27 protein-coding genes and 1 tRNA gene are annotated in these 25,181 nt (G+C 62.5%); 12 read left to right on the top strand and 16 right to left on the bottom strand.

Features of this window, described 5'->3' with window-relative positions; genetic code table 11:
- Positions 1-42 precede the first annotated feature (42 nt).
- Complete coding sequence (gene glmS / locus O9Z70_RS06970) at positions 43-1,869, bottom strand: glutamine--fructose-6-phosphate transaminase (isomerizing) (RefSeq protein ID WP_286021744.1); 1,827 nt, start codon at positions 1,867-1,869, stop codon at positions 43-45.
- A gap of 1 nt (position 1,870) precedes the next feature.
- Positions 1,871-3,223, bottom strand: a complete 1,353-nt coding sequence (glmU, locus tag O9Z70_RS06965; RefSeq protein WP_286021743.1) for a bifunctional UDP-N-acetylglucosamine diphosphorylase/glucosamine-1-phosphate N-acetyltransferase GlmU — start codon at positions 3,221-3,223, stop codon at positions 1,871-1,873.
- 141 nt (positions 3,224-3,364) lie between these two features.
- Between glmU and O9Z70_RS06960 the strand changes: the two genes are divergently transcribed.
- The 4 genes from O9Z70_RS06960 (at position 3,365) to O9Z70_RS06945 (ending at position 5,188) form a co-directional block, all read left to right on the top strand.
- Positions 3,365-4,153 carry a hypothetical protein gene (locus O9Z70_RS06960; protein WP_286021742.1) on the top strand — a complete coding sequence of 263 codons (789 nt, stop codon included), beginning with the start codon at positions 3,365-3,367 and terminating at the stop codon, positions 4,151-4,153.
- Between the two features lie 172 nt (positions 4,154-4,325).
- Positions 4,326-4,400, top strand: a tRNA-Lys gene (locus O9Z70_RS06955).
- Positions 4,401-4,440: 40 nt separating this feature from the next.
- Positions 4,441-4,608 carry a hypothetical protein gene (locus O9Z70_RS06950; RefSeq protein WP_286021741.1) on the top strand — a complete coding sequence of 56 codons (168 nt, stop codon included), beginning with the start codon at positions 4,441-4,443 and terminating at the stop codon, positions 4,606-4,608.
- A 52-nt stretch (positions 4,609-4,660) separates the two neighbouring features.
- Entirely contained in the window at positions 4,661-5,188 is a 528-nt protein-coding gene (locus O9Z70_RS06945) for a hypothetical protein (protein ID WP_286021740.1), read from the top strand.
- 14 nt (positions 5,189-5,202) lie between these two features.
- Here O9Z70_RS06945 and map read toward each other — a convergent pair whose 3' ends face one another.
- The 9 genes from map to coaD all read right to left on the bottom strand — a co-directional run bounded on the left by map (position 5,203) and on the right by coaD (position 12,876).
- Positions 5,203-5,958, bottom strand: a complete 756-nt coding sequence (gene map / locus O9Z70_RS06940) for a type I methionyl aminopeptidase (protein WP_286021739.1) — start codon at positions 5,956-5,958, stop codon at positions 5,203-5,205.
- A gap of 5 nt (positions 5,959-5,963) precedes the next feature.
- Positions 5,964-7,604 carry a glucose-6-phosphate isomerase gene (gene pgi / locus O9Z70_RS06935; RefSeq protein ID WP_286021738.1) on the bottom strand — a complete coding sequence of 547 codons (1,641 nt, stop codon included), beginning with the start codon at positions 7,602-7,604 and terminating at the stop codon, positions 5,964-5,966.
- A gap of 11 nt (positions 7,605-7,615) precedes the next feature.
- On the bottom strand, positions 7,616-8,743 hold the full coding sequence (tgt, locus tag O9Z70_RS06930) for a tRNA guanosine(34) transglycosylase Tgt (protein WP_286021737.1): 1,128 nt from the start codon (positions 8,741-8,743) through the stop codon (positions 7,616-7,618).
- A gap of 76 nt (positions 8,744-8,819) precedes the next feature.
- On the bottom strand, positions 8,820-9,446 hold the full coding sequence (locus O9Z70_RS06925) for an exopolysaccharide biosynthesis protein (RefSeq protein WP_286021736.1): 627 nt from the start codon (positions 9,444-9,446) through the stop codon (positions 8,820-8,822).
- Positions 9,443-10,522 carry a tRNA preQ1(34) S-adenosylmethionine ribosyltransferase-isomerase QueA gene (gene queA, locus O9Z70_RS06920; protein WP_286021735.1) on the bottom strand — a complete coding sequence of 360 codons (1,080 nt, stop codon included), beginning with the start codon at positions 10,520-10,522 and terminating at the stop codon, positions 9,443-9,445. The genes O9Z70_RS06925 and queA overlap by 4 nt, the downstream gene beginning before the upstream one ends.
- A gap of 1 nt (position 10,523) precedes the next feature.
- On the bottom strand, positions 10,524-10,973 hold the full coding sequence (locus tag O9Z70_RS06915) for a DMT family transporter (protein WP_286021734.1): 450 nt from the start codon (positions 10,971-10,973) through the stop codon (positions 10,524-10,526).
- 125 nt (positions 10,974-11,098) lie between these two features.
- Positions 11,099-11,611: a peptidylprolyl isomerase gene (locus O9Z70_RS06910; RefSeq protein WP_286021733.1), complete on the bottom strand. Its 513-nt coding sequence runs from the start codon at positions 11,609-11,611 to the stop codon at positions 11,099-11,101.
- 189 nt (positions 11,612-11,800) lie between these two features.
- Positions 11,801-12,385 (bottom strand): peptidylprolyl isomerase, encoded by a 585-nt coding sequence (locus O9Z70_RS06905; RefSeq protein WP_353057820.1) that lies wholly within the window; start codon positions 12,383-12,385, stop codon positions 11,801-11,803.
- Positions 12,382-12,876 (bottom strand): pantetheine-phosphate adenylyltransferase, encoded by a 495-nt coding sequence (gene coaD / locus O9Z70_RS06900; RefSeq protein ID WP_286021732.1) that lies wholly within the window; start codon positions 12,874-12,876, stop codon positions 12,382-12,384. The genes O9Z70_RS06905 and coaD overlap by 4 nt, the downstream gene beginning before the upstream one ends.
- 238 nt (positions 12,877-13,114) lie before the next feature.
- On the opposite strand from coaD, the gene O9Z70_RS06895 reads away from it, so the two are divergent.
- On the top strand, positions 13,115-13,600 hold the full coding sequence (locus O9Z70_RS06895; protein ID WP_286021731.1) for a DUF805 domain-containing protein: 486 nt from the start codon (positions 13,115-13,117) through the stop codon (positions 13,598-13,600).
- Between the two features lie 29 nt (positions 13,601-13,629).
- On the opposite strand, the gene gyrA is transcribed toward O9Z70_RS06895, so the two are convergent.
- Entirely contained in the window at positions 13,630-16,380 is a 2,751-nt protein-coding gene (gene gyrA / locus O9Z70_RS06890) for a DNA gyrase subunit A (RefSeq protein ID WP_286021730.1), read from the bottom strand.
- A gap of 306 nt (positions 16,381-16,686) precedes the next feature.
- Between gyrA and O9Z70_RS06885 the strand changes: the two genes are divergently transcribed.
- The 3 genes from O9Z70_RS06885 to O9Z70_RS06875 all read left to right on the top strand — a co-directional run bounded on the left by O9Z70_RS06885 (position 16,687) and on the right by O9Z70_RS06875 (position 18,183).
- Positions 16,687-17,220, top strand: a complete 534-nt coding sequence (locus O9Z70_RS06885; RefSeq protein ID WP_286021729.1) for a hypothetical protein — start codon at positions 16,687-16,689, stop codon at positions 17,218-17,220.
- Between the two features lie 266 nt (positions 17,221-17,486).
- Positions 17,487-17,963 (top strand): CAP domain-containing protein, encoded by a 477-nt coding sequence (locus O9Z70_RS06880; protein ID WP_286021728.1) that lies wholly within the window; start codon positions 17,487-17,489, stop codon positions 17,961-17,963.
- On the top strand, positions 17,953-18,183 hold the full coding sequence (locus O9Z70_RS06875; RefSeq protein ID WP_286021727.1) for a sulfurtransferase TusA family protein: 231 nt from the start codon (positions 17,953-17,955) through the stop codon (positions 18,181-18,183). The genes O9Z70_RS06880 and O9Z70_RS06875 overlap by 11 nt, the downstream gene beginning before the upstream one ends.
- 36 nt (positions 18,184-18,219) lie before the next feature.
- Here the strand turns inward: O9Z70_RS06875 and O9Z70_RS06870 are convergent, their stop codons facing one another.
- Entirely contained in the window at positions 18,220-19,383 is a 1,164-nt protein-coding gene (locus tag O9Z70_RS06870) for a D-alanyl-D-alanine carboxypeptidase family protein (protein ID WP_286021726.1), read from the bottom strand.
- Between the two features lie 193 nt (positions 19,384-19,576).
- Between O9Z70_RS06870 and O9Z70_RS06865 the strand changes: the two genes are divergently transcribed.
- On the top strand, positions 19,577-19,993 hold the full coding sequence (locus tag O9Z70_RS06865; protein WP_502870169.1) for a winged helix-turn-helix transcriptional regulator: 417 nt from the start codon (positions 19,577-19,579) through the stop codon (positions 19,991-19,993).
- Positions 19,994-20,011: 18 nt separating this feature from the next.
- On the opposite strand, the gene O9Z70_RS06860 is transcribed toward O9Z70_RS06865, so the two are convergent.
- Complete coding sequence (locus tag O9Z70_RS06860) at positions 20,012-20,908, bottom strand: division plane positioning ATPase MipZ (RefSeq protein ID WP_286021725.1); 897 nt, start codon at positions 20,906-20,908, stop codon at positions 20,012-20,014.
- 182 nt (positions 20,909-21,090) lie between these two features.
- Here O9Z70_RS06860 and O9Z70_RS06855 point away from each other — a divergent pair, with 182 nt between their 5' ends.
- From O9Z70_RS06855 to O9Z70_RS06845, 3 genes are all read left to right on the top strand, one after another.
- Positions 21,091-21,240, top strand: coding sequence for a DUF1127 domain-containing protein (locus tag O9Z70_RS06855; protein WP_286021724.1), 150 nt, complete (start codon positions 21,091-21,093; stop codon positions 21,238-21,240).
- A gap of 174 nt (positions 21,241-21,414) precedes the next feature.
- The gene (gene trmFO / locus O9Z70_RS06850; protein ID WP_286021723.1) at positions 21,415-22,824 is read left to right on the top strand and encodes a methylenetetrahydrofolate--tRNA-(uracil(54)-C(5))-methyltransferase (FADH(2)-oxidizing) TrmFO; all 1,410 of its coding nucleotides are present in this window, start codon (positions 21,415-21,417) and stop codon (positions 22,822-22,824) included.
- Entirely contained in the window at positions 22,821-23,264 is a 444-nt protein-coding gene (locus O9Z70_RS06845) for a YiiD C-terminal domain-containing protein (protein ID WP_286021722.1), read from the top strand. The genes trmFO and O9Z70_RS06845 overlap by 4 nt, the downstream gene beginning before the upstream one ends.
- A gap of 339 nt (positions 23,265-23,603) precedes the next feature.
- Here the strand turns inward: O9Z70_RS06845 and O9Z70_RS06840 are convergent, their stop codons facing one another.
- Both O9Z70_RS06840 and O9Z70_RS06835 read right to left on the bottom strand, forming a co-directional pair.
- Positions 23,604-24,446: a phytoene/squalene synthase family protein gene (locus O9Z70_RS06840; RefSeq protein WP_286021721.1), complete on the bottom strand. Its 843-nt coding sequence runs from the start codon at positions 24,444-24,446 to the stop codon at positions 23,604-23,606.
- A 258-nt stretch (positions 24,447-24,704) separates the two neighbouring features.
- Positions 24,705-25,088 carry an Mth938-like domain-containing protein gene (locus O9Z70_RS06835; RefSeq protein WP_286021970.1) on the bottom strand — a complete coding sequence of 128 codons (384 nt, stop codon included), beginning with the start codon at positions 25,086-25,088 and terminating at the stop codon, positions 24,705-24,707.
- Between the last annotated feature and the right edge of the window lie 93 nt (positions 25,089-25,181).

Genomic DNA, 25,181 nt, shown 5'->3' with positions numbered 1-25,181 from the left:
CGCTGCGCCGGGCTCGATTTATCCTCGCCCTGCCCCCGCGTACTATTCCACTGTCACTGACTTGGCCAGATTACGCGGCTGGTCCACATCGGTGCCCATGAATACCGCCGTGTGGTAGGCCAGCAATTGCACCGGAATGATCGCCAGGATCGGCGCGACGAAGGAATGGACATGGGGGATTTCGATGATGTCGGCTACGCCATGGCCCACGGTTTCGGCGCCTTCCTCATCGGTTATGACAATAATCTTGCCGCCCCGTGCCGCCACTTCCTGCATATTGCTCAGGGTCTTGTCGACCAGTTCATCCGATGGCGCCACCACGATCACCGGCATGGCCTCGTCCACCAGCGCGATCGGCCCATGCTTTAGTTCACCTGCTGCATAACCTTCCGCGTGTATGTAGCTGATTTCCTTTAGCTTTAATGCGCCTTCCATCGCCACAGGGAACATCGCTCCACGGCCGAGATAGAGCACATCCTTGGCCTTGGACAGGCGCTTGGAAATCTCCACGATCTGCTCTTCCGCACCCAAAGCCGCCGAAACCGCCGAAGGCAGGGCCGTCAGCGCCCGCACCATTTCCTCCTCCTGCGCGGCGCTTAACACGCCCCGCGCCCGACCCGCGGCGATGGCGAGGCTCGCCAGGGCGGTCAGTTGCGCGGTCAGCGCCTTGGTCGAGGCCACGCCGATTTCCGGGCCGCACAGGATGGGGAAAACCACCCCTGATTCCCGGGCAATGGTGGATTCCAGCGTATTGACCAGGCTCGCCACATGCTGGCCCTGCCCGGCGCAATAACGCAGGGCCGCCAGCGTGTCCGCCGTCTCGCCCGATTGCGAGATGAACAGCGACAGCCCGCCTTTTTCCAGCGGCGGTTCGCGATAGCGGAATTCACTGGCCACATCGATATCCACCGGCAGCCGCGCATAGCGCTCGAACCAGTATTTGGCGATGGCGCCAGCGTAATAGGCCGTGCCGCAAGCGCTGATCGTCAGCCGGGAAAGTTCAGCGAAATCAAAGGGCAAGTTCTCCCGGATCGCCACTTTCTCGGCGCCCATGTCCACATAATGGCTCAGCGTGTGCGAGATGGTCTCGGGCTGCTCGTAGATTTCCTTGGCCATGAAATGCCGGTGATTGCCCTTGTCCACCAGCAGGGCCGAAGCCTGGGACACCATCTGCTCGCGCTGCACCAGCGCGTCGCGGCCATCGCGGATGCTCACCCCCCGGGGCGTGATCACCGCCCAGTCGCCGTCCTCGAGATAGGTCAGCCGCGAGGTGAAGGGCGCCAGGGCCATGGCATCCGATCCCAGATACATTTCCGTCGTGCCATAACCCACGGCCAGCGGCGCGCCATGTCGCGCGGCGATCAGCAAGCCGTTCTCGCCCTTGAACATGAAAGCCAAGGCAAAGGCGCCCTTGAGCTTTTTCAACGTCCGCGCCACCGCCAGCTCCGGGTCGGCGCCCCGGTCCAGTTCGCGCGTCACCCATAGCGCCACCGATTCGGTGTCCGTCTCGGTCTTGGGCAGATAATTATCCGCTGCCAGATCGGCCAGCAGCTCGCGGAAATTCTCGATAATGCCGTTATGGACTACGGCCACGCGTTCGGTGGCGTGGGGATGGGCGTTGTTCTCATTGGGCGCGCCATGGGTTGCCCAGCGGGTGTGGCCGATGCCCACATGCCCGTCCAGCGGCTCCATGCCCAGCCGGGTCGCCAGGTTCCCCAGCTTGCCCTCGGCCCGCCGCCGCGCGATGGCGCCGCCTTCCAGCGTCGCCACGCCGGCGCTGTCATAGCCCCGATATTCCAGGCGCTTCAGCGCATCCACCAGGCGGCCTGCCACCGGCGCATCGCCGACAATCCCAACAATTCCGCACATCTTACTTCCCCTTGGCAGCCTTCTTGGCCAGCGCCCGCTCTTTCAGCCGGAGCGCATAGCCTGGTTTGTTCTCCTGCCGCGCCCGCCCCATCGCCAGGGCATCGGCGGGCACGTCCGCAGTGATGACGCTGCCCGACGCGGTATAGGCCCCGTCGCCAATCGTTACCGGTGCCACCAGCGAGGTCTGCGAGCCGATAAAGACCTTGTCGCCGATAATGGTCTTGTCCTTGTTCACGCCGTCGTAATTGCAGGTGATGGTCCCGGCGCCGATATTGGTCTCGGCGCCGATTTCGGCATCGCCCAGATAGCTGAGGTGCCCCGCCTTGGTCCCGGCGCCGATCCTGGATTTCTTCACCTCGACGAAATTGCCCAGATGCACGTTCGGTCCCAATTCCGCCCCGCCGCGAATCCGCGCGAAGGGCCCGATGCTCGCCCCCTCCCCGATCACCGCATCCTCGATGTCGCAGAAGGCGCGGATTTCGGCATTGTCGGCGATTTTTACCCCCGGCCCGAATACCACATTGGGGAAGATGGTCACATCGCGCCCGATCTCGGTGTCCCAGGAAAAGAACACGCTTTCGGGATCGCGCAAGGTCACGCCGGCCTTCATGACATCATCGCGGCGCAGGTCCTGGAACAGCTTTTCCGCCCGCGCCAATTGGCTGCGGTCATTGACGCCCATGACGTCATTTTCCGGCGCGACGCCATAGCCGACCTTCTTGCCGGCGGCATTGGCGAGGTTCACCATATCGGTGAGGTAATATTCGCCCTGCGCATTGTTGCTGTCGATCTTGTCGATCATCTCGCGAAACACATCGGCGCGAAAGGCCAGGATACAGGCATTGCACAGCCCGATCCGGCGCTCGTCCTCGCTGGCATCCTTGTGCTCGCGAATGGCCAGCAATTTCTCGCCTTCGGTAATGAACCGGCCATAACCCGTCGGATCGGCCGGCTCGAATCCCAGGATCGCCACGTCCAGCCCGTCATCCAGCCGATCCAGAACCGCCCGGAAATTGTGCCCACGCAGCAAGGGATGGTCGCCATAGACCACGGCGACGTAGCCCTGGGCATCCGCGAACAATTGCCGCGCCATCGCGGCGGCATGGCCGGTCCCCCGGGCCTCCGATTGCTCGAAATGCACCACGTCCGGGTCCAGCGCCGAGACCGTGTCGCGGGTGGCCCTGTGCCGCGGTCCCGTCACCAGCGCGATCCGGCTCGATCCCGCCTCGCGGGCCGCGCGCGCCACATGGCCGATGATCGGCAGCCCCCCCACCGGGTGCAGAACTTTGGGCAGCGAAGACCGCATCCGCGTCCCCTCGCCGGCCGCGAGAATGATGGAAAGCAGTTCGGTCATCGCGCATACTCCGTTCCGGCCGCTTTTCCGCCGGTATTTTCACAATTTTATGGCACAGGAGAGTTGGCGAACCGATAACGAAGGGCCCAAGCTACAATCTAGCGCGCCATACGATTCGGGCGTCATGGCAGGTTTTTTTCGGTGGCTAAAGCATCTGAGCAGTTTCGACAATCGGACGTGACCCTTTGGGGCCTGATCGCGCTTGTCTGTGCCGGCCTGGCCGTTTTCGGCTCCAATATATCGCTGCTGGTGCCGCAAAGCATTATCGGCGGCCTGCATCAGCCGCGCGTCGCCGGCGCCTCCATCGAGACCTTGCGGCTCGAGGTGGGGCAATTGCGCGATGACACCAGCCGGCTCAGGCACGAGAACGAATTGCTGCTCAGCCGGTTCGCCCTACAGGAAAAATCCGGCAGCGAAATTGTCCGCCGGGTCGGCGCCCTGGAAGTAACGGTGCCGCAAATGGTTGAAGCACAGCCGGAATCCAGGCCGGTCGACCGAGCGAGCGTGACCGCCTCCATCGGTAGCGGCGAAATCCTGTCCTTCGATGCCGAGGGCGGCTCGGTATCCGTTCGCCAATCCATCCTGCCCCAGGCCATGCCCGCGATCGACCAGCCGCTTCCGGTGCCGGTTTCCGCGCCGGCCGCTTTGGCGGTTGCCGATCAGAATGCCTATGGCATTGCCATCGGCGCGGCCGTGCCCTTCGAACAGGCGCCCGCTATGTGGAATGACCTCACGCTGAAACTCGGACCCTTGCTGTTGGATCTGGCGCCGCTGCTGGCCGATGCGGCCGACGGGAATGACAAGCGCATCCTTGCCGGGCCGATTTCTGAACTGGCCGAAGCCACGGCGCTCTGCCAGCGTTTCGAACGCATTTCCATCGCCTGCATGCCTATGCCCTATGACGGAACGCCGCTGGCGCTGGCTCCATAGACCCATGGCCGGAGCAGATGAAAACCGGCTTTCGGCAAGGAACGGCGCAATATCAATGACATGGGAGCGATCATTTGCTTTTTCGAGATCGCCGCATGTCGCGCTAAGGCGGTTGACAGGCGACGAACTCCGTTTATGTTCCGCCGCGAACGCCATACGGTGTTCCTTTCAGGCGCCGGTAGCTCAGTGGTAGAGCATTCGACTTTTAATCGAATGGTCGCGGGTTCGAACCCCGCCCGGCGTACCACTCTCTCCAATCCGCGGCGTTCCGGACAATGGAGCCAGTCATGCCGCAATCTTGCATAGATCCCTACGCCGAACTGGACAATCGGGCCGATGCCGGCGAGCTCTCCGAGGAGTTCCGCAAGCCGGCGCGTATCCTGTTGGCGCCGCGCCGCGACCTGCCGCATACGCAAACCGGAAACACCGCCATCCGCAAGCGCAATCGGATTTGAGAATCAGCGACTTGTCGTAATATCGGCAACGAGCAACGCGGCTGGGGGAAATATGTCTCAGGATACGACGGACCTGCTCAAGGTTCTTGCAGTGACATTGCTGATTTTCGCCGGCAGCACGCTGATCATGCTTTATGCCATCCTGCTGCTGGCGCAATATGGCGCCAACCTGCCGATGGTTGGCTCCCTGCCGCTCCATGCGCCACCGGAACTGGTGCCGATTCTGGCCGGCAGCGGCGTCTTCGCCACGCTGGCGGCCGTGCACGTCACCGCATCGGGCCTCGCCCTGCTGCTGAACAGCAATACGATAGACATGGCCCTGCTGATCACCGCCAAGGCGGTCACGGTCGTCATCATGGCCCTTATCGGCTTTGCCGGCGGCCACATGATCTATCTGCAATTGACGGAAAACACCGCGCTCAACCTCAATCTGCTGTTGCCGGCATTGATCGCGCTGGTCGGCTTCCTGGCCCTGTCGACGCTGGTAAGCGTGCCGGCCCTGCGCCGCCTGGGCAATCTGCGCTTCGTGCTGGGCATAGGGGCCATCGTCCTCGGTCCGCTCTTGCTGATCTGGCTATAGCGCCAAAGTTCGGATCAGGCGGCCAGCGTCACCACCACCGCGCCACGCGGCGTCGCCACCAATGTATGCTCATATTGGACGCAAGGCGCCGGCGGCTCGGCCACCAGCGTCCATTCATCGTCGGCCGATTTCTGCTCGGCCATCTGCCCGCCCAATGACAGGAACGGCTCGATGGTAAATACCAGCCCATTGCCGATGCGGCGGCGCTCCGAGCGGTCCGGCCAGGTGGGGATTTCGCCCGGTTCATCGTGCAGGCTGTCGCCCACGCCATGGCTGGCCAGGTTTCTTATCAGCGTATAGCCGCCCTTCTTGGCCACCTTGCCGATGGCAGTGCCGATATCGGCGAGCGGCGCACCGGCCCTGACGGCGCGGATGCCGGCCCACATGGCTTTCTTGCCATCGCGGCACAGCGCTTCGAGCCGCTTGTCGGCGTGGCCCAGCAGGTAGGACGCGCCGCAATCGGCAAATACGCCGTCCCTGGCGGCGGAGACGTCGATATTGACCAGATCGCCCTCGCCCAGCACCCGTTCGCCCGGAATGCCGTGGGCAATCTCTTCATTGACCGAGATGCAGGTGGCGCCGGGAAAGTCATAGGTGAAGATCGGCGCCGAAACCGCGCCGTTCTCCGCCAATATCTTCGCGCCGATTTCGTCCAGTTCCAGCGTGGTCATGCCCGGCCGCATGGCCGCAGCCATGGCGTCGCGCGCCACGGCACAGATGCGGCCGATGGCCTTGAGCTTTTCGAGCTGCTCTTCGGTGGTGATGGTCACGCCGCTTACGCCTTGTTGGCCTGGTAATAGGCCAGCAGGCCCTGGGTGGAGCTGTCATGGCCCTCGCCGCTCGCTGCGCCCTCTACCTTCGGCAATAAGGCCTTGGCGAGCTGCTTGCCCAGTTCCACGCCCCATTGGTCGTAGGAATTGACGTTCCAGACCACTCCCTGCACGAACACCTTGTGCTCATAAAGGGCAATCAGCGAACCCAGCGTTTCCGGCGTCAATTGCGGATAGAACAGCGTGTTGGACGGACGATTGCCGGGGAAGACCTTGTGTGGGGCCAATAGCTTGATCCGGTCTTTTTCGAGGCCCTCGGCCTTGAGCTCGGCCACGACCTCATCCTTGGTCTTGCCCAGCATCAGCGCTTCGGACTGGGCCAGCACATTGGCCACCAGCTTGTCGTGATGCGGCGGCAGGTGCTCATGCGGCCGGGCGGCGATGAGGAAGTCGCAGGGAATGATGTCGGTGCCCTGATGGATAAGCTGATAGAAGGCATGTTGGCCATTGGTGCCGGGCTCGCCCCAGACGATCGGGCCGGTCGGCCATTCGACCTTCTTGCCCGCCAATGTCACCGACTTGCCGTTCGATTCCATGTCCTGCTGCTGCAGATAGGCCGCAAACCGGCTCAACCGCTGGTCATAGGGCAGCACGGCATGGGTCGAGAATCCCCAGGCATTGCGATACCACACGCCCAGCAGCGCCATGATCACCGGCAGGTTCTCTTCCAGCGGCGTTTCAAGAAAATGCCGGTCCATCGCATCGGCGCCGGCAAGGAATTTGGCAAAATTATCGTAGCCCACCGCCAGCGCGATGGGCAGGCCGATGGCCGACCACACCGAATAGCGGCCGCCGACCCAGTCCCAGAAACCGAAGATACGATCTTCGCGAATGCCGAACCTGGCGCAGGCCTCGATATTGGTCGAAACGGCGGCAAAGTGGTTGGGCACGGCCTCCTCGCCCAGCGCCTCGGCGATCCATTGCCGCGCCGAATTGGCATTGGTCATGGTTTCGTCAGTGGTGAAGGTCTTGGAAGCGACGATGAACAGCGTCTTTTTGGGGTCGAGGCGCTTGAGGATGTCGTGGATATGAGCGCCATCGACATTGGACACGTAATGCGCCCGCAGGTCGGGGCGGGTATAGGGCTCCAGCGCCAGCGTCACCATGGCCGGGCCGAGGTCCGAGCCACCGATGCCGATATTGACCACATCGGCGATCTGCTCGCCGCCATGGCCGCGGATTTCGCCGCTGCGCACCGCATTGGTGTAATTCTCTATGGCCTTCAAGACGCCGCGCACATCCGGCATGACGTCATTGCCATCCACCTCGACCGGGTGGTCGCCCTGATAGCGCAGCGCCATGTGCATCACGGCGCGATCCTCGGTAATGTTGATGTGCTCGCCCTCGCACATCTGGGTGCGGCGCTCTTCGACCCCGGCGGCGCGTGCCAGCTCGAACAGGGCCTCCAGCGCTTCCGCATCGATCCGGTTCTTGGAATAGTCGAGCAGGATACCGGCACCATTGGCCGAGAAGCGCTCGAACCGCTTGCTATCCTCGGCGAACATTTCGCGCATCGTCGTCTCGGCAAGACGCTTGCGATGCTTGCTGAGCGACGTGAAACCGCTATCCCGTGACCCCTTGGCCATATTCTTTTCCTCTACAGAACCGGCAGGTCGCCGGCAGCCCATGCCGCCCGCGTCTCCGCCGCAAAATCATTGATCCGGCCGGCCTCGATGGCCGCGCGGGCGCCCGCAGTCAATTCCTGATAATAGGCCAGATTGATCTGCGAAAGCACCATGGCCCCCAAAATCTCCTCGGTCTTGACCAGGTGATGCAGATAGGCCCGGCTCCAGCGCCGGCAATTGGGATTGGGCGACGCCTCGTCCAGCGGCCGATGATCATCCCTATGCCGGGCATTTTTCAGGTTGATGACACCGAAGCGCGTATAAGCGTGGCCGTGCCGCCCCGCCCGGGTCGGGTGCACACAGTCGAACATGTCGATGCCGCGCTCGATGCCGCCCAGAATATCGTCGGGCTTGCCGACGCCCATCAGGTAGCGCGGCCGGTCCCATGGCAGTTCCGGCGTGATGTCCGACAGCACCCGGAACATGACCTCCTGCGGCTCGCCCACCGCCAGCCCGCCAACGGCGTAGCCGTCGAAGCCGATGGATTTGAGCCCCGCCGCCGAACGCGCGCGTAATTCCGGGTCGTCGCCACCCTGCACGATGCCGAACAGCGCCCGATTGGCCTGGTTGTTGAAGGCAATCTTGGATCGATCCGCCCAGCGCAGCGACAATTCCATTGCCCGCTCGATTTCCTGGCGCTTCGCCGGCAGAGCGATGCATTCGTCGAGCTGCATGATGATGTCGCTATCCAGCAAGGTCTGGATTTCTATCGAGCGCTCCGGCGTCAGCTCGTGGGTCGAGCCGTCGATATGAGACCTGAAGGTGACGCCCTGCTCGGTGAGCTTGCGCAGCTTGGCCAGCGACATGACCTGGAAGCCGCCGCTATCGGTCAGGATCGGCCGCTGCCAGTCCATGAACACATGCAGCCCGCCCAGCGACGCCACGCGCTCGGCGCCGGGCCGCAGCATCAGGTGATAGGTATTGCCCAACAGAATATCGGCGCCGGTTTCGCGCACCTGTTCGGGATACATGGCCTTGACGGTGCCGGCCGTACCCACCGGCATGAAGGCCGGCGTGTTGATCTCGCCGCGCGGCGTATCGATATGGCCGCGACGGGCCATGCCGTCGGTGGCGGTGAGGAAGAAGTTGACCTGTTTCATGGGGCGGGTTCTAGCCGTTCGCCGCGCCGCCGACAATGTCCCCCGCAAGCCAGGGCGATGAGAAGACGTCAAGCACCTAACCGACCGCCGCCATCGCAGCCATGCCCAGATTGACCACGCCGAACAGCAATAACCCGGCGATGATAAGCCCGATTGCGCAGATCGCCAGCCCGATTATGGCACCCAGCCCATCGCGATTGAGCATGGCAAAGGCCAGGATGCACAGGCCCACATTGGGCACGGCGTTGATGAAGGGAATGGGCAGCGTCATGAAGACGCTGACCGCCATGGTGAATATTCCATAGGGGATAGTCGCCGCCGCGCCGGTCAGCCACCGCCACCGTGGCCTGGAGAAACGCGCAATGATCGCCGTAACTTTCGCCACCTGCTCACTGGCCTTGAGCAATAGCGCCAGCGGCAGTTTGCGTCGCCCGATAATGCCGGGCAGCCGGATCGGTCGGCCCAGGACCATGAACAGCGCGACGGCGAAGGTCGTCCAGGCGATGGTGCCGCCAAATCCGGGCGGTCCTGGAATCATGTTGAGCAGCGTCAGCATGAGGATCAGCAACCGATGGGAATGGTCTCCCATCGTCTCGATCAGCCGGGCGAAAGTGAGCTGTGGCGCATCGCTTTCCGCCACGCGCCGCAACCCGGCGACAATACGGTTCGTGTAGTGATTTATCGGGCGGTAACGCGCCGTCACCGCTTATCCTCGGGATGCGGCGCCCGGTGCAACAGCGATGCATCGCCGTAGGAGTAGAAGCGATAGCCCTCGCCGATGGCGTGCGCATAGGCCGCCTTCATCGTCTCTAGTCCGGAAAAGGCGCTGACCAGCATGAACAGGGTGGATTTCGGCAGATGGAAATTGGTCATCAGCACATCCACGGTGCGGAAGCGGAAGCCCGGCGTGATGAAGATGTCGGTATCGCCGATAAAGGGCTGCAATTCGCCGGTGGCGCGGGAGGCCGTCTCCAAGAGACGCAGGCTGGTCGTGCCCACGGCCACTACCCGTCCCCCGGCGGCGCGCCGGGCGCGGATGCGCTCGACGCTGGCCTGATCGATTTCGCCCCATTCGGAATGCATCACATGGTCGTCGGTGTCGTCGGCCTTCATCGGCAGGAAGGTGCCGGCCCCCACATGCAGCGTCACCCGCTCGATGCTGACGTCCATCTCCGCCAGATCCTGCAGCAGCTTCTCGGTGAAATGCAGGCCGGCCGTCGGCGCCGCCACGGCACCGTCCTCAGCCGCATAGACGGTCTGGTAATCGACCTTGTCGCGTTCCTCGACCCCCCGCTTCGCCCCGATATAGGGCGGCAGCGGCATGGCGCCGTGTGACTTTATGGCCTCGTCGAGTTGGGCGCCGCCCAGGTCGAATTCCAGCGTGACCTCGCCGGTCTCGCCCTTGCCGGCAAGGCGCGCCAGCAGCGGTTCGGCCTCGCCATTGCCCAATTCCAGCGCATCTAGAAGCGCCAGCTTCTTGGCCGGACGCGCAAAGGCCCGCCAGGAATGGGCATCGACCCGCTTATGCAGGTTGAACGACACCCCAGCCCGGCTGTCACCGCGAATACGCGTGCCTTTGAGTTCCGCCGGCAATACCCGCGTATCGTTGACCACCAATACGTCGCCGGGGCGCAGCAGGGTCAGCAGGTCGGGGATGTGCCGGTCTTCGAACGGCTCGCCCGGCTTCACCAGTAGCAGGCGGGCGCTGTCCCGCGGCTCGGCCGGATGCAGGGCGATCAGTCTTTCGGGAAGGTCGAAGTCGAATTCGGAAACGCGCATCTTAAAGCACCCGGATCATCACGGCGCCGATGACCAGCAAGGCGGCGCCGGCGAGGCGGCCCATGGAGATTTCGCGCACCGCCATGCCCATGAAGCCGATCTTGTCGAGAAACAATCCACCAAGCAATTGTCCCGCCACCGACAGGGCCATCACCGCCGCCGCGCCGATCATCGGCGTCAGCGTGATGTTGGAGAAGACATAGAACGCGCCGAGCAGGCCGCCAGCCACGAAGGTCCAGGGCGCCGGCGCGCCAAAATTGATCGGTGTACCGCTCCAATGGCTGAAGAAGAAAGCCAGGGCCCACAACACCACGCCGCCGGCCAGGAACGACACTGCCGCTGCCGCGACCGGTACTTCAAGCGCCCGCCCCAGATAGGCGTTAATCGGAGCCTGCGCGGCAATGCAGGCCCCGGCCACGACGCCCATAAGCGCCCAAAGAACACTATCCATTTTCAAAGCAAAACCTGAGCGACGACACCAAGAGCGCGCGAATGCGCTACCACGCCCTGCCATAACGCCCTGCGTCAAGCTCAGGCCCAGAACGAAACTGGCGGCCGCAGCCGCCAGTCCCGGAATTATTCCGCGATATCGGCCGCGACCTTCACCGACACCATCTGGTCCGGATTGATCACCGGCTCGCCGCGCTTGATCTGGTCGACATTTTCCATGCCTTCGATCACCTCGCCCCACACCGTATATTGACGGTCGAGGAACGATGAATCCGCGAAGCAGATGAAGAATTGCGAATTGGCGCTGTTCGGGTCCTGGGCGCGGGCCATCGACGCGGTGCCGCGCTTATGCGGCTCGGCGCTGAATTCCTGCTTGAGGTTCGGATATTGCGAACCGCCGGTGCCGGCGCGCGACGGATTGAACTCGGGCGAATTGGCATTGCCGAACTTCACGTCGCCGGTCTGGGCCATGAAGCCATCGATCACGCGGTGGAACACCACACCATCATAGGCGCCTTCGCGGGCCAGCTTCTTGATGTGCTCGACATGGCCGGGCGCCACCTCGGGCTTCATGGCGATGACCACCTTGCCCTTGGTGGTTTCGATGACGAGCGTGTTTTCGGGATCGGCATAGGCCATGAACGGTCTCTTTCGCTTGGAGAAATGTGCGCGGGATGTAGGATGATTGGGCGGGAAGCGCAAGGTTCGCACCAGTCTCGCGCCGACCTCATCCCTAGACCTTCGAAGGAGGAAGTCGGGCCCGCGACCACGAGGCCTATGAGAGGCTGGATAGCCTTCAGGCCCGCCCGAGCGCTGCCCTGGCGCGTCTTATTTATATTCGATCGACGCTTTGACGATCTTGTCCGGATTGGCCACGGCGCCGTTCTGCTCTTGCGGGCCTTGTTCCAGCGCGTCGACTGCGTCCATGCCGGACACCACCTTGCCGAATACCGTATATTGGCCATTCAGGAACGTGGCGTCGTCGGTGGTGATGAAAAACTGTGAATTGAACGAATTGGGGTCCTGCGACCGCGCCGCGCCGACAGCGCCGCGCACGAAGCTCTCGGCATTGAACTCGGCCTGCACATTGGGCAGTTCGGAACCGCCGGTGCCGGCCATGCGCAGATCGTAATCGGGGCTATCGGCATTGCCGTTCCGCACGTCGCCGGTCTGCGCCATGAACCCGTCGATGACCCGATGAAACACCACGCCGTCATAGAGGCCCTGCTCGGTCAGCGTGACGATGCGCTCGACATGCAGGGGCGCGAGTTCGGGCAGCAATTCGATATCCACGACGCCATCTTCCAGTGTCAGGATCAGATGCGGCGCACCCTCCTGGGCAAAGGCCGGAGCGGCGAACAGGGTCGCGCTCAGCGCGAGGGCGGCGAAGGTGCGGCGGGTCAGCTTGATCATTTGGATTGCAGGGCCTTGAGTACGATTGGCGGTACGAAAGCGGAGATGTCTCCGCCCATTTCAGCGATCTGACGCACCAATGTGGCCGAGATATGCCGTACGGGCGGGCTGGAGGGCAGGAACACGGTTTGCAGATCGGGTGCCATTTGCGCGTTCATGCCCACCATCTGCATCTCGTAATTGTAGTCCGTGGTGTCGCGCAGGCCACGAATGATCAGCCTGGCGCCGGCATCGCGGGCGGCATTGACCATCAGCCCTGAAAAATCGACGATGCGGAATTGCGTATTGGTGCGGGCGCCGATTGCCGGCAGCACCTGTTCGAGCATCGCCACGCGATCCTCGTGGATGAAGAGCGGATTTTTCTTGGTGGCGCTGATCCCCACCGCCACCACCAGAGTGTCGACCAGCTTGCAGGCGCGCTCGATCACGTCGAGATGGCCATTGGTCAGCGGATCGAAAGAACCGGGATAGAACCCCACCAGACCGCTCATGCATCCCCCCTTCCCTTGTCGTCAGAAAGGTTTCTGTCATGCTCGCCGCAAGGTGGCAAGACTTCGGCCCGTGCCTTTGGCGACCAGCCGTCGGAATTCTCGGAAAGCAGAACAGGCTATGCCGCAGCGGTGCCGGTAATTGCCATTGACCTTTCGCTAAGCCTGTCCGCAGCCCTGGCGGGCAAAAAAGCTCGGCTCCCGATATAACGACATCTGCATTATTACGTGGGCGTCAAATATGCGATCTTATTTCGACGGCATGCTGCGCTATTTCGAATTTTCCGGCCGCAGCACCCGCCGCCAATATTGGTTGTTCTGGCTATTATCGCTCATCCTGTCCGTAGGCGCCGCCTTTGCCGATTATTACCTGTTCGGCAGATTGCTCGATCCGCGCCATGCAGGCCCTTTGGCCGCCTTTGCCGGCATCATCCATATGATCCCGCTGGTCACAGTCACCGTGCGCCGTCTGCATGATATCGGCCGCTCCGGCTGGTGGTATTTTATCCAGCTCATCCCGATATTGGGCAGCCTGGTGCTGCTCTACTGGATGATCTGTCCCTCCGAGCAATGGGACAATGCATATGGCCCCGCCCCGGGGGAGCAGCCAGCCGGCTCATGGCGCCCCGCCCCGCGCAGCACCATTCCCCGCCAGATTCGCATGGGCAGCAATTCAGCGCGCCCCGCTCACCTGTCCGAACACAGCGAAATCCAGCGCTTTATCTGACGAGAAAAAGGGCGCCGGAGCGCCCTTTGTTATTCTGCGATCGGCTCGACCGGCGACGCTTCGTCACCGTCGTCCTCGTCGTCTTCCGGCTCGCTGATGCGTTCCACCGACACGACTTTCTCGCCCTCGGCGGTATCGAACACGATCACGCCCTGGCTGCCGCGCGAGACGATGCGGATCGGCTTGTCGCCCCCCACCGGCAGGCGGATGGTCTGGCCGCCATCGCTGATCAGCATGATCTGGTCTTCGTCTTCGACCGGGAAGCTGGCCACCAGATTGCCATTGCGCTTGTTGACCGCCATGGCGACGATGCCTTTGCCGCCGCGCCCGGTAATCCGGTATTCGTGGCTGGAGGTGCGCTTGCCATAGCCATTTTGGGAAATGGTCAGGATGAACTGTTCGATAGCGCCCATCTGGGCGTAGCGTTCCTGGCTGAGATGGCCCGCCACGACATCGTCGGTCTCATCGGAAGCCCCGTCATCCGCCTCGCCGCGCATGGCCCGGCTCATCTTGAGATAGGCGGCGCGCTCTTCGGCGATGGCGTCGGAATGGTTGATGACCGCCATCGAGATGACCACATCATCCTTCGCCAGCAGAATTCCGCGCACACCCATGGAATCGCGGCCCTTGAACAGGCGCACGTCGTTCACCCGGAAGCGGATGGCCTGCCCCAAGGCCGTGGTCAGCAATACGTCATTATTGCTCGTGCAGGTCTCGACGCCGACGATCTCGTCGCCCTCGTCCAGCTTCATGGCGATCTTGCCGTTCTGGCGCACTTCGACAAAATCGGCCAGCGAGTTGCGGCGCACCGTGCCCCGCGTCGTCGCGAACATGATGTCGAGATCGCCCCACGAGGTTTCATCCTCGGGTAGCGGCATGATCGAAGTGATGCGCTCGCCCTGCTCCAGCGGCAGGATATTGATCAGCGCCTTGCCGCGGGCATTGGCAGCCGAAAGCGGCAGCCGCCAGACCTTGAGCTTGTAGGCGATGCCCCGGCTGGTGAAGAATAATACCGGCGTATGCGTATTGGCCACGAAGAGGCGCGAAACGAAATCCTCCTCCCGCGTCGCCATGCCCGAACGGCCCTTGCCGCCACGGTTCTGCGCCCGGTAGGTGGAAAGCGGCACCCGCTTGATATAGCCGCCATGACTGACCGTAACGACCATGTCCTCGCGCGCGATGAGGTCTTCATCGTCGAAATCGGCGGCGTGGTCGGAAATCTCGGTGCGGCGCGGCGCGCCGAACTGTTCGCGGATACTTTCCATTTCCTGCCGGATAATGCCGCGCACCCGTTCCCGCGACCGCAATATATCGAGGTAATCCTCGATTTCGGTGCCAAGTCCGTTGAGCTCGTCGCCGATCTCGTCCCGGCCCAGAGCCGTCAGGCGGGCCAGCCGCAATTCGAGAATGGCGCGCGCCTGCTCTTCGGACAGGTTGAAGGTGCCGTCGTCATTGATCCGGTGGCGCGGATCGTCGATCAATTGGATCAGCGGCTCCACATCCGCTGCCGGCCAGCGGCGGGTCATCAATTGCTCGCGCGCCGTCGCCGGATCGGGCGCGGTGCGGATCAGCGCGATCACCTCGTCGATATTGGCGACCGCGATGGCCAGGCCGACCAGCACATGGGCGCGGTCGCGCGCCTTGTTGAGCAGGAACCGGGCCCGCCGCGTCACCACTTCCTCGCGGAATTCGATGAAGCAGTCGAGAATCTGCTTGAGATTCATCAATTCCGGCTTGCCGCCATTCAGCGCCACGAAATTGCAGCCGAACGAGCTTTGCAGCGGCGTGAAGCGATAAAGCTGATTCAGTACCACGTCGGGCAGCGCATCGCGCTTGACCTCGACCACCACCCGCATGCCTTCGCGAGAGGATTCGTCGCGCAGGTCGGCGATGCCTTCGATGCGCTTGTCGCGCACCAGTTCGGCAATCTTCTCGACCATGGACGCCTTGTTCACCTGATACGGAATCTCGGTGATGACGATGGCCTCGCGCTCCTTGCGCACCTCCTCGATGGTGGAGCGTCCGCGCACGATGATCGAGCCCCTGCCCGTCTCATAGGCCTGCCTGATGCCGGCACGACCGAGAATGATGCCGCCGGTGGGGAAATCCGGGCCGGGCAGATGTTCCAGCAATTCCTCGGTGGTGATGAACGGATTGTCCAGCACCGCCAGCGCCGCATTGATGGTTTCGGCAAGGTTGTGGGTGGGAATATTGGTGGCCATGCCCACGGCGATGCCACTACCGCCATTGACCAGCATGTTGGGGAACCGCGCCGGCAACACGGTTGGCTCATGCTCGGAGCCATCGTAATTGGGGCGGTAATCCACCGTATCCTTGTCGAGGTCATCGAGCATGGAATTGGTGATGCGCTGCATGCGCACTTCGGTATATCGCATGGCGGCGGGCATATCGCCGTCGACCGAGCCGAAATTGCCCTGACCTTCCACCAGCATCTGGCCCATGGAAAATTCCTGGGCCATGCGCACCAGCGCCATATAGACGGCGCTGTCGCCATGCGGATGGTATTTACCGATAACGTCGCCGACCACGCGGGCCGATTTGCGGAACGGCTTGTTATATTCGTAGCCGTTCTCGCTCATCGAGAACAGGATGCGGCGATGCACCGGCTTGAGGCCGTCGCGCACATCCGGCAGCGCGCGGCTCACGATCACGCTCATGGCGTAATCGAGATAGCTCGTGCGCATTTCGTCAGTGATATAAATCGGAGTGATGTCCGAGGACGGCGCACCACCGCTCACATCTTCAGGCGTATCTGTCACGGGGTGATTCTACATTGGTTCTTGTTACCTGACAGATAGGCGATTCCAGTCCGGATTACCAATTTTCAGGGCGTTCAATCTGTGGAGATCAGCCCTGGCCGCTGGCGGTATCCACCGAACCGGACGGGCGCATCAATATGTCCGCAGAAAACTTGCTCTGTTGGGCCCGACTCCGGGGCCGGCATTGTGTCGCCTGCGGCTGGATCACATTCCGCGGAAATGGCCGCGCCAGCCGCGTGCAAATTTGCTATCGAGGATTCGCCGAACAGCCGGGGGGCTGGTTTCGCTATTTGGAGGCGCTGCGCCATGACTATGCCCGGACCCCTGACTCGTGCCCTAGCACTGGCGGGTCTCCTGTTTTCCGCCTTTGCCGCGGCCGGCCCGGCAATGGCCGCGCCAGCCGATATCGCCTTGCTCAAGTCCTATATCGGCGAATGGCGCGGGCGCGGCATTATGATCGGCGCCACCCAGGAGCCGGTCACCTGCCGCCTGTCGCTGACCCAGGGCAATCAGGACAAGGTGAACTATAATGGCCATTGCACCCTGGCCGGCAACAATTTGTCGGTTGCCGGCACCATGGCCTATATCGATGCCAATAAGCGCTATGAGGCGGTGATGACCTCCAACGCCACTTTCACCGGCGTCGCCATAGGCCAGAAACGTGGCCAGAACCTCATCTTCAACCTGCGCGAGCGCGAAAAAGACGAGGCCGGCAAGGACCTCAACATCACCGCCCAGATTCAGCTCAGCAAGGCCGCGATCGAAGTGGCGTTCGAAGTGATCTATGTCGAATCCGGCGACAACCTCCGCGCCGAAGTGCCGTTCAGCCGCCAAGATTGAGCAATGTCCGGATCCGTCCTCAAGCCAGGATAAGCATTCGATCAACCATACGAGAATTCTGCCAGCTATCGATGCGGCCCGGCTGGCAGCCCGCCCACAATGCTGCCGCTTTTGCGCGGTTTCTGGCCTCGAACATTGCGATATGGCGCGCTTGAGCTTCGGGCCCGCCGATCGATCACGAAAGCGGCATGAGAGACGGTATTAACGCCGGCGAAAATGTCACCTGCTATTGAGCGAGAACGTATTTTTTCTTCAGAAAGAATGACATGACAATACGCCCGATCCTGCTGAGCGCCGCCATGGCATCGGCCCTGCTCCTGGCGGGATGCGCCGCCATCGGAGGCGGCAATGCTTCGCCTGGGGCTTTGGCCCCCGCGCTCTCGGCCCGCATGGATCAGCCCAATGCTTCGCTCGACAGCGTGCAGGCCGTCAATCTCATCAATGCCTATCGCGCGACGCGCAACATGCCGCCGCTGACCGCCGATGCCGGCCTCAACGGCACGGCGCAGGCACTGGCCAGCCAATATGCCCAGACCAACAACGCGCCCACCAAGCCGCAGGCCCTGGCGCAGATGAAACTCTCGGCCGGCTATTCCAGCTTCGCGGAAACCTTCTCGGGCTGGCGCAATAATGCCGCCGATGCTGTGGGCCTTGCCGCCCAGGCCAGCAAGGCGGGCGTGGCCGTGGCCTATAATCCATCCTCCAGTTACGGCACCTATTGGGTCCTCGTTCTTGGCGATTGAGCCAGAAATCATCGATGCCAGGGGGCTCAAATGCCCCCTGCCCGTGCTGAAGCTGGAAAAGCGACTGGCCAGCGGGGCGCCGGGCAAAATGTTGATCGTCCTGGCCACCGATCCAATGGCGAAAGTGGATATTCCGCTGCATTGCCGGCAGAACGGGCATGATTACGCGCTGGAAGAAGCCGATGGCGTCATGCGCTTCACGGTGACGCGAAACCGCTAGAGCGCCTCACCTTCCGAGATTTGTAAAAACCGGATTTCAGAGGTCGGCCGGACGCGGACGCGGCATGGGTACGTTCATGCCACCGATCGTCGTCAGGCCTGGCCGCAGCATCTCGTCGATATTGGCGCTTTCGATGGTCGGCGCCGCTGCCGGAAACAGGGGAACATGTGGCGGACGCGGGCGCGGCAGAGCGATATTGTTACGGATTCGACCCAGATTGACGGCGACATGTTCACGCGGAACGATCTCGTCGGTCAGGTAGCTCGGCTGGTCCTTGAGGCCCATGGGAAAGGCGGCTTCCTGCGCCTTCACATAAGCGGCCGATTCCTTGCCGCAGATCAGTGGCCGCATGTCGGTGGGGGTGCTGCCGACGGCATTGGCCAGTGTCAGCACGGTCTGGCCAGTCGGGCCCGTATTGCCGCTCAAGGCATTGACGAACAACTCGGCGGCGCGCTCATTGCGTTCGCGGCCCGATGAGCCGCCCAGCACGACCGCAAGCAGTTGCCGCCCGCCACGATCCACCGTCGCGACGATATTGAGGCCGGAGGCGCAGACATAGCCGGTCTTCATGCCGGTAGTGCCGACAAAGCCTTCGAGCAGGCCATTGTTGGATTCGAGCTTGGCGGTCCCGAGCTTCACCACGCCGGTCGAAAACATGGGCATGTATTGGGGGAAGGTCTGCTCGATATACAGCGACAGAATCGCCAGATCGCGCGCGGTGGTCACCTGGGCCGGATCGTGCAGGCCGTGCGGATTGACGTAATGCGTGCCGGTCAGGCCCATGCGCGAGGCCACTTCGTTCATCATGGCCACGAAGCGCTCTTCGCTGCCGCCCACGGTTTCGGCGATGGCGACGGCGATGTCATTGGCCGATTTGACGATGAGGATATAGAGCGCGTCCTGGAGCGACACCGCGCTATCCACGGCCAGGCCGGACTTGCTCGGGGCCTGATTGAACGCCTTGCGGGAAATGGTCACCGAGGTGTCCAGCGTTACATTGCCCTTGGCCAATTCCTCGAACACCACATAGGCGGTCATCAGCTTGGTCAGCGAGGCCGGATGCCAGGCCTGGCCGGCATCCTGAGCATAAAGCACTTCGAGATTGGCGCGATCGACAAGCAGGAGCGGCGTCGCCCAGGCGGGCGCGAAGCTGGCAAGCGTCAGCAGCAGAGCCATGGCAAGGCGGCGGGCAAAGGTCAAACCGGATGACTCCGTGGCAGAAAGAGGACGGCGCTTCTCTTAACAGCGGCCTAACGCAACCTCAAGGAAGGCAGGCCGGACTGACGGCCATGTGAAGGCGTCCCAGTTTCGGCGCGACATTTTCGCCGCACTGGTCACAAGTAGTAACTGTGTCTATATTTGTGCCTGAGTAACCGAAACAAGGAGCCACAAAGTGTCACTGACCGATACGTCGCAGGTAGCAAACTGCTCGGCCATGTCCGATGTGCTCAATCGCATCGGCGATAAATGGAGCGTTATGGTGGTCGGGATTCTCGGCCGCAATGGCATATTGCGCTTCAACGAACTCAAGCGCCTGATCAATGGGGTGTCGCAGCGCATGTTGACGCTGACGCTTCGCAATCTGGAACGCGATGGGCTCGTGACCCGCACCATCTATCCCGAAGTGCCGCCGCGCGTGGAATACAGCCTGACCGAGTTGGGCAAAACATTGCAGGGCCCGATTGCCGAATTGTGGGATTGGTCGGCCGAAAACCACCACGCCATCATCGAGGCGCGCGCCATTTACGATTCCCGCGAGAATGCCGTGGCTGCCGAGCAAAGCCGCAAGATTGCCTATGCGCGCGGCTAAGCCACGGCGGGCCGGCGCTTAGGTCTCGTTCTGCGCCATATGCGCGAAGCGGTTAACCTCGGAAGGCTGGCTGGCGAGGACTGCGCGGCGGGCCTCGCTCCGCCGGCTGTTCGGCAGGTTCAAGGCGGCCACCAGGGTGCGGTATTCCTGGCGCGCGCTCATATGCGACATGGATGGAAGGCCACCGAGCAGGTCTTCATCCAGCGGATCGAATACCGTCATGCCGGAGGAAAAGAGCGAGCGGAAAATGACGCGCTCGGCAATGCCATCGGCCACGCGGCAACCCAGGCGCATGGCGATGCGATCCAGCATGGTCTGCACCTGACGCATATTGCGCGAGGACAGCATGGAAATGCGGTTGCGCACCAGAATCCAGTCGATATTGCGGCCATCTATGGCCAGCCGCTCCGACCGGGCACGCTGCACCAGCCGGGCATAATGGCTGAGTTCACGCGGTTCGCCAGTGATCGGATCAACCTGGGCAATGACGCTGAGATCGATGAGACTGTCATTGACCGGGGTGATCAGGGTGTCGGCCAAAGAATGGGCGAGACGGGTCAGATTGGTATCGAAGCCCGGGGTGTCGATGATGATGAAATCGGCTTTGCCCTCGACTTCGCCGATGGCCTGGCGGAACAGGTCGAACTCGATGCGATGATTTTCGCGCACCGAGTCCCCGCGCGCCAGCGGCAGGTGGAAATGGGTGGTGTGGGGAACGTTGACCCCGCGGGAGCGCGCCCAGTCGCGGCGGTTGCGGACATAATGGGTCAGCGTCTGCTGGCGGCTGTCGGCATCGATGGATGCCACCTTATGTCCTTGATAAAGCAGGAAAATAGCCAGATGAAAGGCCGTGGTCGATTTGCCCGAACCACCCTTTTCGTTACCGACAACAATGACATGCGCGCCGTGCCGCAATGCCGATTCCTCAAATCACTTCGCGCCGGAGTGTGTTGATTTGGCACTGATTGTACAAGGAAAATCATCGTCAGCGTTAAACCGCCCTGCACAAATCGCATAGCTTCGTTGAGCAATCCCCATCTGCTCAAGGGCGATGGTCCTGTCTATATTGGCTCCTGTAAGCGACAAGGAGAGATTCAATGGACATTCGCAAGACTTTCAAGAAGTGGGCGGCCTACCAGCAGACCGTGCGTGAACTGACTGCCCTCGACAATCGTCAACTCAACGATCTGGGTATTTCGCGCTCCGATATCAGCCGGCTTGCTCGTGATCATGCCAATTCGCTGTAAAATCGACGGCACGATTACTTCAAACCGAACGCCCGCCTCTCTCTGAGACGCGGGCGTTTTCTATTTTTACCGGCAGAGACGGGCAAATTGTCGGTTTTTGACGTTTCGGCCAATCGGCTAGCAGACTGTTAGCGTCAGCGCGCCTCAAAGCGCCAATTCCGACAATGATTGCGCATGTTCGCGGCGCTTGATATCTCGCTGGTCATGTCAAACGAAATTCATATCATCGGGGGCGGCCTCGCCGGCTCCGAAGCCGCGTGGCAGGCCGCCGAGGCCGGCACGAAAGTCATTCTGCACGAGATGCGCGGCGTCAAAGGCACCGACGCCCATCACACCGACGATTTCGCCGAACTGGTCTGCTCCAACAGCTTCCGTTCGGACGATCACGAGCAGAACGCCGTGGGATTGCTGCATGAGGAAATGCGGCGCTGCAATTCGCTGATCATGCGAGCGGCCGACCAGCACAAGCTGCCGGCGGGCGGCGCGCTGGCAGTGGATCGGAACGGCTTTTCGGCGGCGGTGACCGAGATCATTTCCAACCACCCCAATATCACCATCGTGCGCGAGGAAATCGCGGGCTGGCCGCCGGCGGATTGGCAGCATGTCATCATCGCCACCGGGCCGCTGACCTCGCCGGCGCTGGCGGCGGCGGTGCTGGAACAGACCGGCGAAGATTCGCTGGCCTTTTTCGACGCCATCGCGCCGATCGTGCATTATGACAGCATCGACCATGACATCGCCTGGAAACAGTCGCGCTATGACAAGGTCGGGCCCGGCGGCACGGAAGCGGATTACCTCAACCTGCCGATGGACCGCGACCAATATCACGCCTTTGTCGAAGCGCTGAAGACGGCGCCGCTGCACGAATTCAAGGATTGGGAAAAGGTCCCCTATTTCGACGGCTGCCTGCCCATCGAGGTGATGGCCGAGCGCGGGCCGGAAACACTGCGCCACGGGCCGATGAAGCCGGTGGGGCTGACCAATCCACGCAATCCGACCGTCAAGCCCTATGCCATCGTGCAATTGCGCCAGGACAATGCGCTAGGCACGCTGTGGAACATGGTCGGGTTCCAGACCAAGATGCGCTATGGCATCCAGACGGAAATCTTCCGCATGATCCCCGGACTGGAAAACGCCCAATTCGCGCGGCTCGGCGGATTGCACCGCAACACGTTCATCAATTCGCCGAAGGTGTTGGCGCCCGATCTTAAACTGAAAGTCGATCCGCGCATCCGCTTTGCCGGACAGGTGACGGGCGTGGAAGGTTATGTCGAAAGCGCCGCCGTGGGACTGATCACCGGACGGATGACGGCCGCCGAGGCGAAGGGCGGCGCGCTGGCGCTGCCGCCGCCAACGACGGCGCTGGGCGCGCTGATCGGGCATATCACGGGAGGCCATATCGAGGCCGAAAGCTATAGCGGGGCGCGCAGCTTCCAGCCGATGAACGTCAATTTCGGCCTGTTTCCCGAGGTGAATATCAGCAAGCCGGAAGGCGTCACACGCTGGCGCGGCCCGGAAAAGACCAAGGCCAAGCGCCGGGCGATCACCAGCCGGGCGCTCGAAGACCTCAAGGGCTGGGCATGAACTCAGAGGCGCTGGCGCAGATCCTGCACGACGGCATCCCGCTATCGCGGGCCATGCACGTGTCGGTGATCAGCGCCAGTGCCGCAGAAGTGGTGCTGGAGGCGCCGCTCGATCCCAATATCAATGTGCATGGCACCATGTTCGGCGGCAGCGTCGCGACCTTGGGGCTGCTCGCCGCCTGGTCGCTGCTGCATCTGCGGCTGGAAGCGGAGGGTATCGCCAATCAATTGGTGATCCAGAAAACCGCGATGGATTATCTGCTGCCCATCCAGGGCCGGGTGCGGCCGGCGGCACGGCTGGAGGCGGCCGATTGGCAGAAATTCCGCCACATGCTGGAGCGACGCGGCAAGGCCCGGGTGACGGTGACGGCGGAAATGCTGTTCGAGGGCAAAGTCGCGGCGCGGATGGTGGGGGAGTTCGTGGCGATGGTGGAGCGGTAGGCGTTTCCTGGCACGAGGGCCTCGTTACCAGTCCTCCCTGGTCCGGGGTGTTTACATTGGCCTGCCTGCTTCGGCAGCAGGGTCGGAGATTCCTTCCCGCCCTCCCCCTTGAGGGGAGGGTAGCGCAGCTTGGCCCGGAGGGCCGTAGCGAAGCTGGGGTGGGGGTGGCGGAGCAGGGACGAGACTGCCGATTATGTAGGAACCGCAGCACCCCCACCCCGTCCCTCCCCTCAAGGGGGAGGGGGCGAAGGAGCCTGCCGTTCCAAGCCAAGCTGCCTGAGAGTTCTCAATGCAAACACTTCCTCTCCGAAGAAAGGCTTCCGTGAAAGCTGAAGCACCTTAGCGGTTTCGCCAGGCCCACCAGGTCAGCCGCGTGATCTTGCGCCAATCGGCCTCATCAGCCGGTGGTGTGAAGGGGTTGGTGGATTTCCGCTTCCAGTCGGAAAGCTGCTGTTCCAGCAGGGCCATAGCCGCGAAGGCGGGGCGCAGGCGGGGCGGCAGGGCGGCGATGGCCTGGCGGGCCTTTTGCAGATGGTCCTCGGCCAATTCGGCGATCTGGCCCAGGGCGGCATGCAGGCCCTCGCTCTCCTGGCCGCGAAACAGTTCGATTTCTTGAACGCCATTGGCTTCCAGAATGGTCCAGGGAAGCATGATGCGGCCCTGCGACGAGACGTGGCCGAGGGCGCGGAGGTGGCCGATCATGGCCTGGGCGACGCCGAGATGGCCGGCGGCATCGCCCTGCTCTACCACCTCGCCGCCATTGAGAATCATGGCGGAAAGCTGGAACAGGGTGGAGGCGGTTTCGCCTGCATAGCCCTCGAAGGTTTCGAGGTCCGGCATGGGATCGTCGTAAAGGTCGAAGCGGCGGGCGCCGATCAGGCGTTGCAGGGTTCCGCCGGGAAGGGCATAGCGGCCCATAGTGTCGAGAAGCGCGGCGGCCAGAGGGTTCTGGCGCACTTCGCCATGGCCGGTGCCGGCCAGGGCATCGTTCCACCATTGCAGGCGGATCTCGCCGGGCTGCGGGCCGGAGACGCGCTCGCGGATGGCGGCGATATCGGCGTTGAAGGCAAGAATGGCAGTGATATGGGGACGCGCCTCCGCCGGCAGGACCAGAGTGGCGAGATAGCGGTCGCGATCATGTTCGCGGAGGGTTTGGGCGACGAAATCGGGGCTATCGGGCATGGCTAGGCTCGTGCGCCGAGAGTTTGGGGTTGCGGCCATTGGACGATCCGCAGTTCTGGTCTCAGTCCCTCCCCTCCAGGGCGAGGCCGGATATGTAGGAGCCGCAGCACCCCCTCCCCGGCCAGCCATTGGAGCATAGCTCCCATGGCCTTCTCGCCTCTGATCGTCCCACTGGGACGATCAGCCCTGCGGGATGGCTCGAAGCCCTCAAGGGGGAGGGAGGCGAAAGGGCCGGGGACAGTTTGAATGACCATCACCCTAGCGCGCCTTTTCGACGGCGATGAGGGCGGCGGCGACGGCGCGGTCTTCGGCGAGGAGGACATTATAGGTGCGGATGGCGCCGCCGGTCTGGGTGGGCTCGACGATGACGCGGCGCTCGCGGAAGGCGGCGCGAATGGCGGGGTCTATGGCGACGATATCGGGGCCGAGGCCGAGGAGCAGGACGTCTAGTCGGTCGGCCAGGTCGAGAACGGGTTGCAGGCTGGCCAGGGTGAGATTGGCGGCGGTGCCGACATTCCAGGCGCGCATGCCATCGGGCAGGCAGAGCAGCGAGCCCTTATGGGACATTTCGGCAAAGCGGAAACCGCCATTGCCATAGGCGTCGATGCCGACCTGACGGGGGAAATGGCCGGAGGAATTCATCTGCTCAACCACGGCGTCATTCCCGCGAAAGCGGGAACCTCTATTGCTCCGGTCATCTTGAAACCGAGGTCCCCGCTGCCGCGGGGATGACCC

The sequence above is a fragment of the Devosia sp. YIM 151766 genome, from assembly GCF_030285925.1.
Lineage (GTDB): Bacteria > Pseudomonadota > Alphaproteobacteria > Rhizobiales > Devosiaceae > Devosia.
Note: the sequence above shows the minus strand (reverse complement) of the source record. Positions and strands in the feature narration are given on the sequence as shown.

Bases quoted from the DNA above. Each gene is read 5' to 3' on its own strand.
- O9Z70_RS06910 (WP_286021733.1), bottom strand. From the start codon at position 11,611: ATGGCCTATGCCGATCCCGAAAACACGCTCGTCATCGAAACCACCAAG.
- O9Z70_RS06855 (WP_286021724.1), top strand. From the start codon at position 21,091: ATGGACATTCGCAAGACTTTCAAGAAGTGGGCGGCCTACCAGCAGACC.
- trmFO (WP_286021723.1), top strand. From the start codon at position 21,415: ATGTTCGCGGCGCTTGATATCTCGCTGGTCATGTCAAACGAAATTCAT.
- O9Z70_RS06880 (WP_286021728.1), top strand. From the start codon at position 17,487: ATGACAATACGCCCGATCCTGCTGAGCGCCGCCATGGCATCGGCCCTG.
- O9Z70_RS06885 (WP_286021729.1), top strand. From the start codon at position 16,687: ATGACTATGCCCGGACCCCTGACTCGTGCCCTAGCACTGGCGGGTCTC.
- glmU (WP_286021743.1), bottom strand. From the start codon at position 3,223: ATGACCGAACTGCTTTCCATCATTCTCGCGGCCGGCGAGGGGACGCGG.
- O9Z70_RS06945 (WP_286021740.1), top strand. From the start codon at position 4,661: ATGTCTCAGGATACGACGGACCTGCTCAAGGTTCTTGCAGTGACATTG.
- queA (WP_286021735.1), bottom strand. From the start codon at position 10,522: ATGCGCGTTTCCGAATTCGACTTCGACCTTCCCGAAAGACTGATCGCC.
- coaD (WP_286021732.1), bottom strand. From the start codon at position 12,876: ATGAGCGGTCTGGTGGGGTTCTATCCCGGTTCTTTCGATCCGCTGACC.
- pgi (WP_286021738.1), bottom strand. From the start codon at position 7,604: ATGGCCAAGGGGTCACGGGATAGCGGTTTCACGTCGCTCAGCAAGCAT.
- O9Z70_RS06905 (WP_353057820.1), bottom strand. From the start codon at position 12,385: ATGATCAAGCTGACCCGCCGCACCTTCGCCGCCCTCGCGCTGAGCGCG.
- O9Z70_RS06915 (WP_286021734.1), bottom strand. From the start codon at position 10,973: ATGGATAGTGTTCTTTGGGCGCTTATGGGCGTCGTGGCCGGGGCCTGC.
- glmS (WP_286021744.1), bottom strand. From the start codon at position 1,869: ATGTGCGGAATTGTTGGGATTGTCGGCGATGCGCCGGTGGCAGGCCGC.
- O9Z70_RS06840 (WP_286021721.1), bottom strand. From the start codon at position 24,446: ATGCCCGATAGCCCCGATTTCGTCGCCCAAACCCTCCGCGAACATGAT.
- O9Z70_RS06845 (WP_286021722.1), top strand. From the start codon at position 22,821: ATGAACTCAGAGGCGCTGGCGCAGATCCTGCACGACGGCATCCCGCTA.
- O9Z70_RS06895 (WP_286021731.1), top strand. From the start codon at position 13,115: ATGCGATCTTATTTCGACGGCATGCTGCGCTATTTCGAATTTTCCGGC.
- O9Z70_RS06835 (WP_286021970.1), bottom strand. From the start codon at position 25,088: ATGAATTCCTCCGGCCATTTCCCCCGTCAGGTCGGCATCGACGCCTAT.
- tgt (WP_286021737.1), bottom strand. From the start codon at position 8,743: ATGAAACAGGTCAACTTCTTCCTCACCGCCACCGACGGCATGGCCCGT.
- O9Z70_RS06950 (WP_286021741.1), top strand. From the start codon at position 4,441: ATGCCGCAATCTTGCATAGATCCCTACGCCGAACTGGACAATCGGGCC.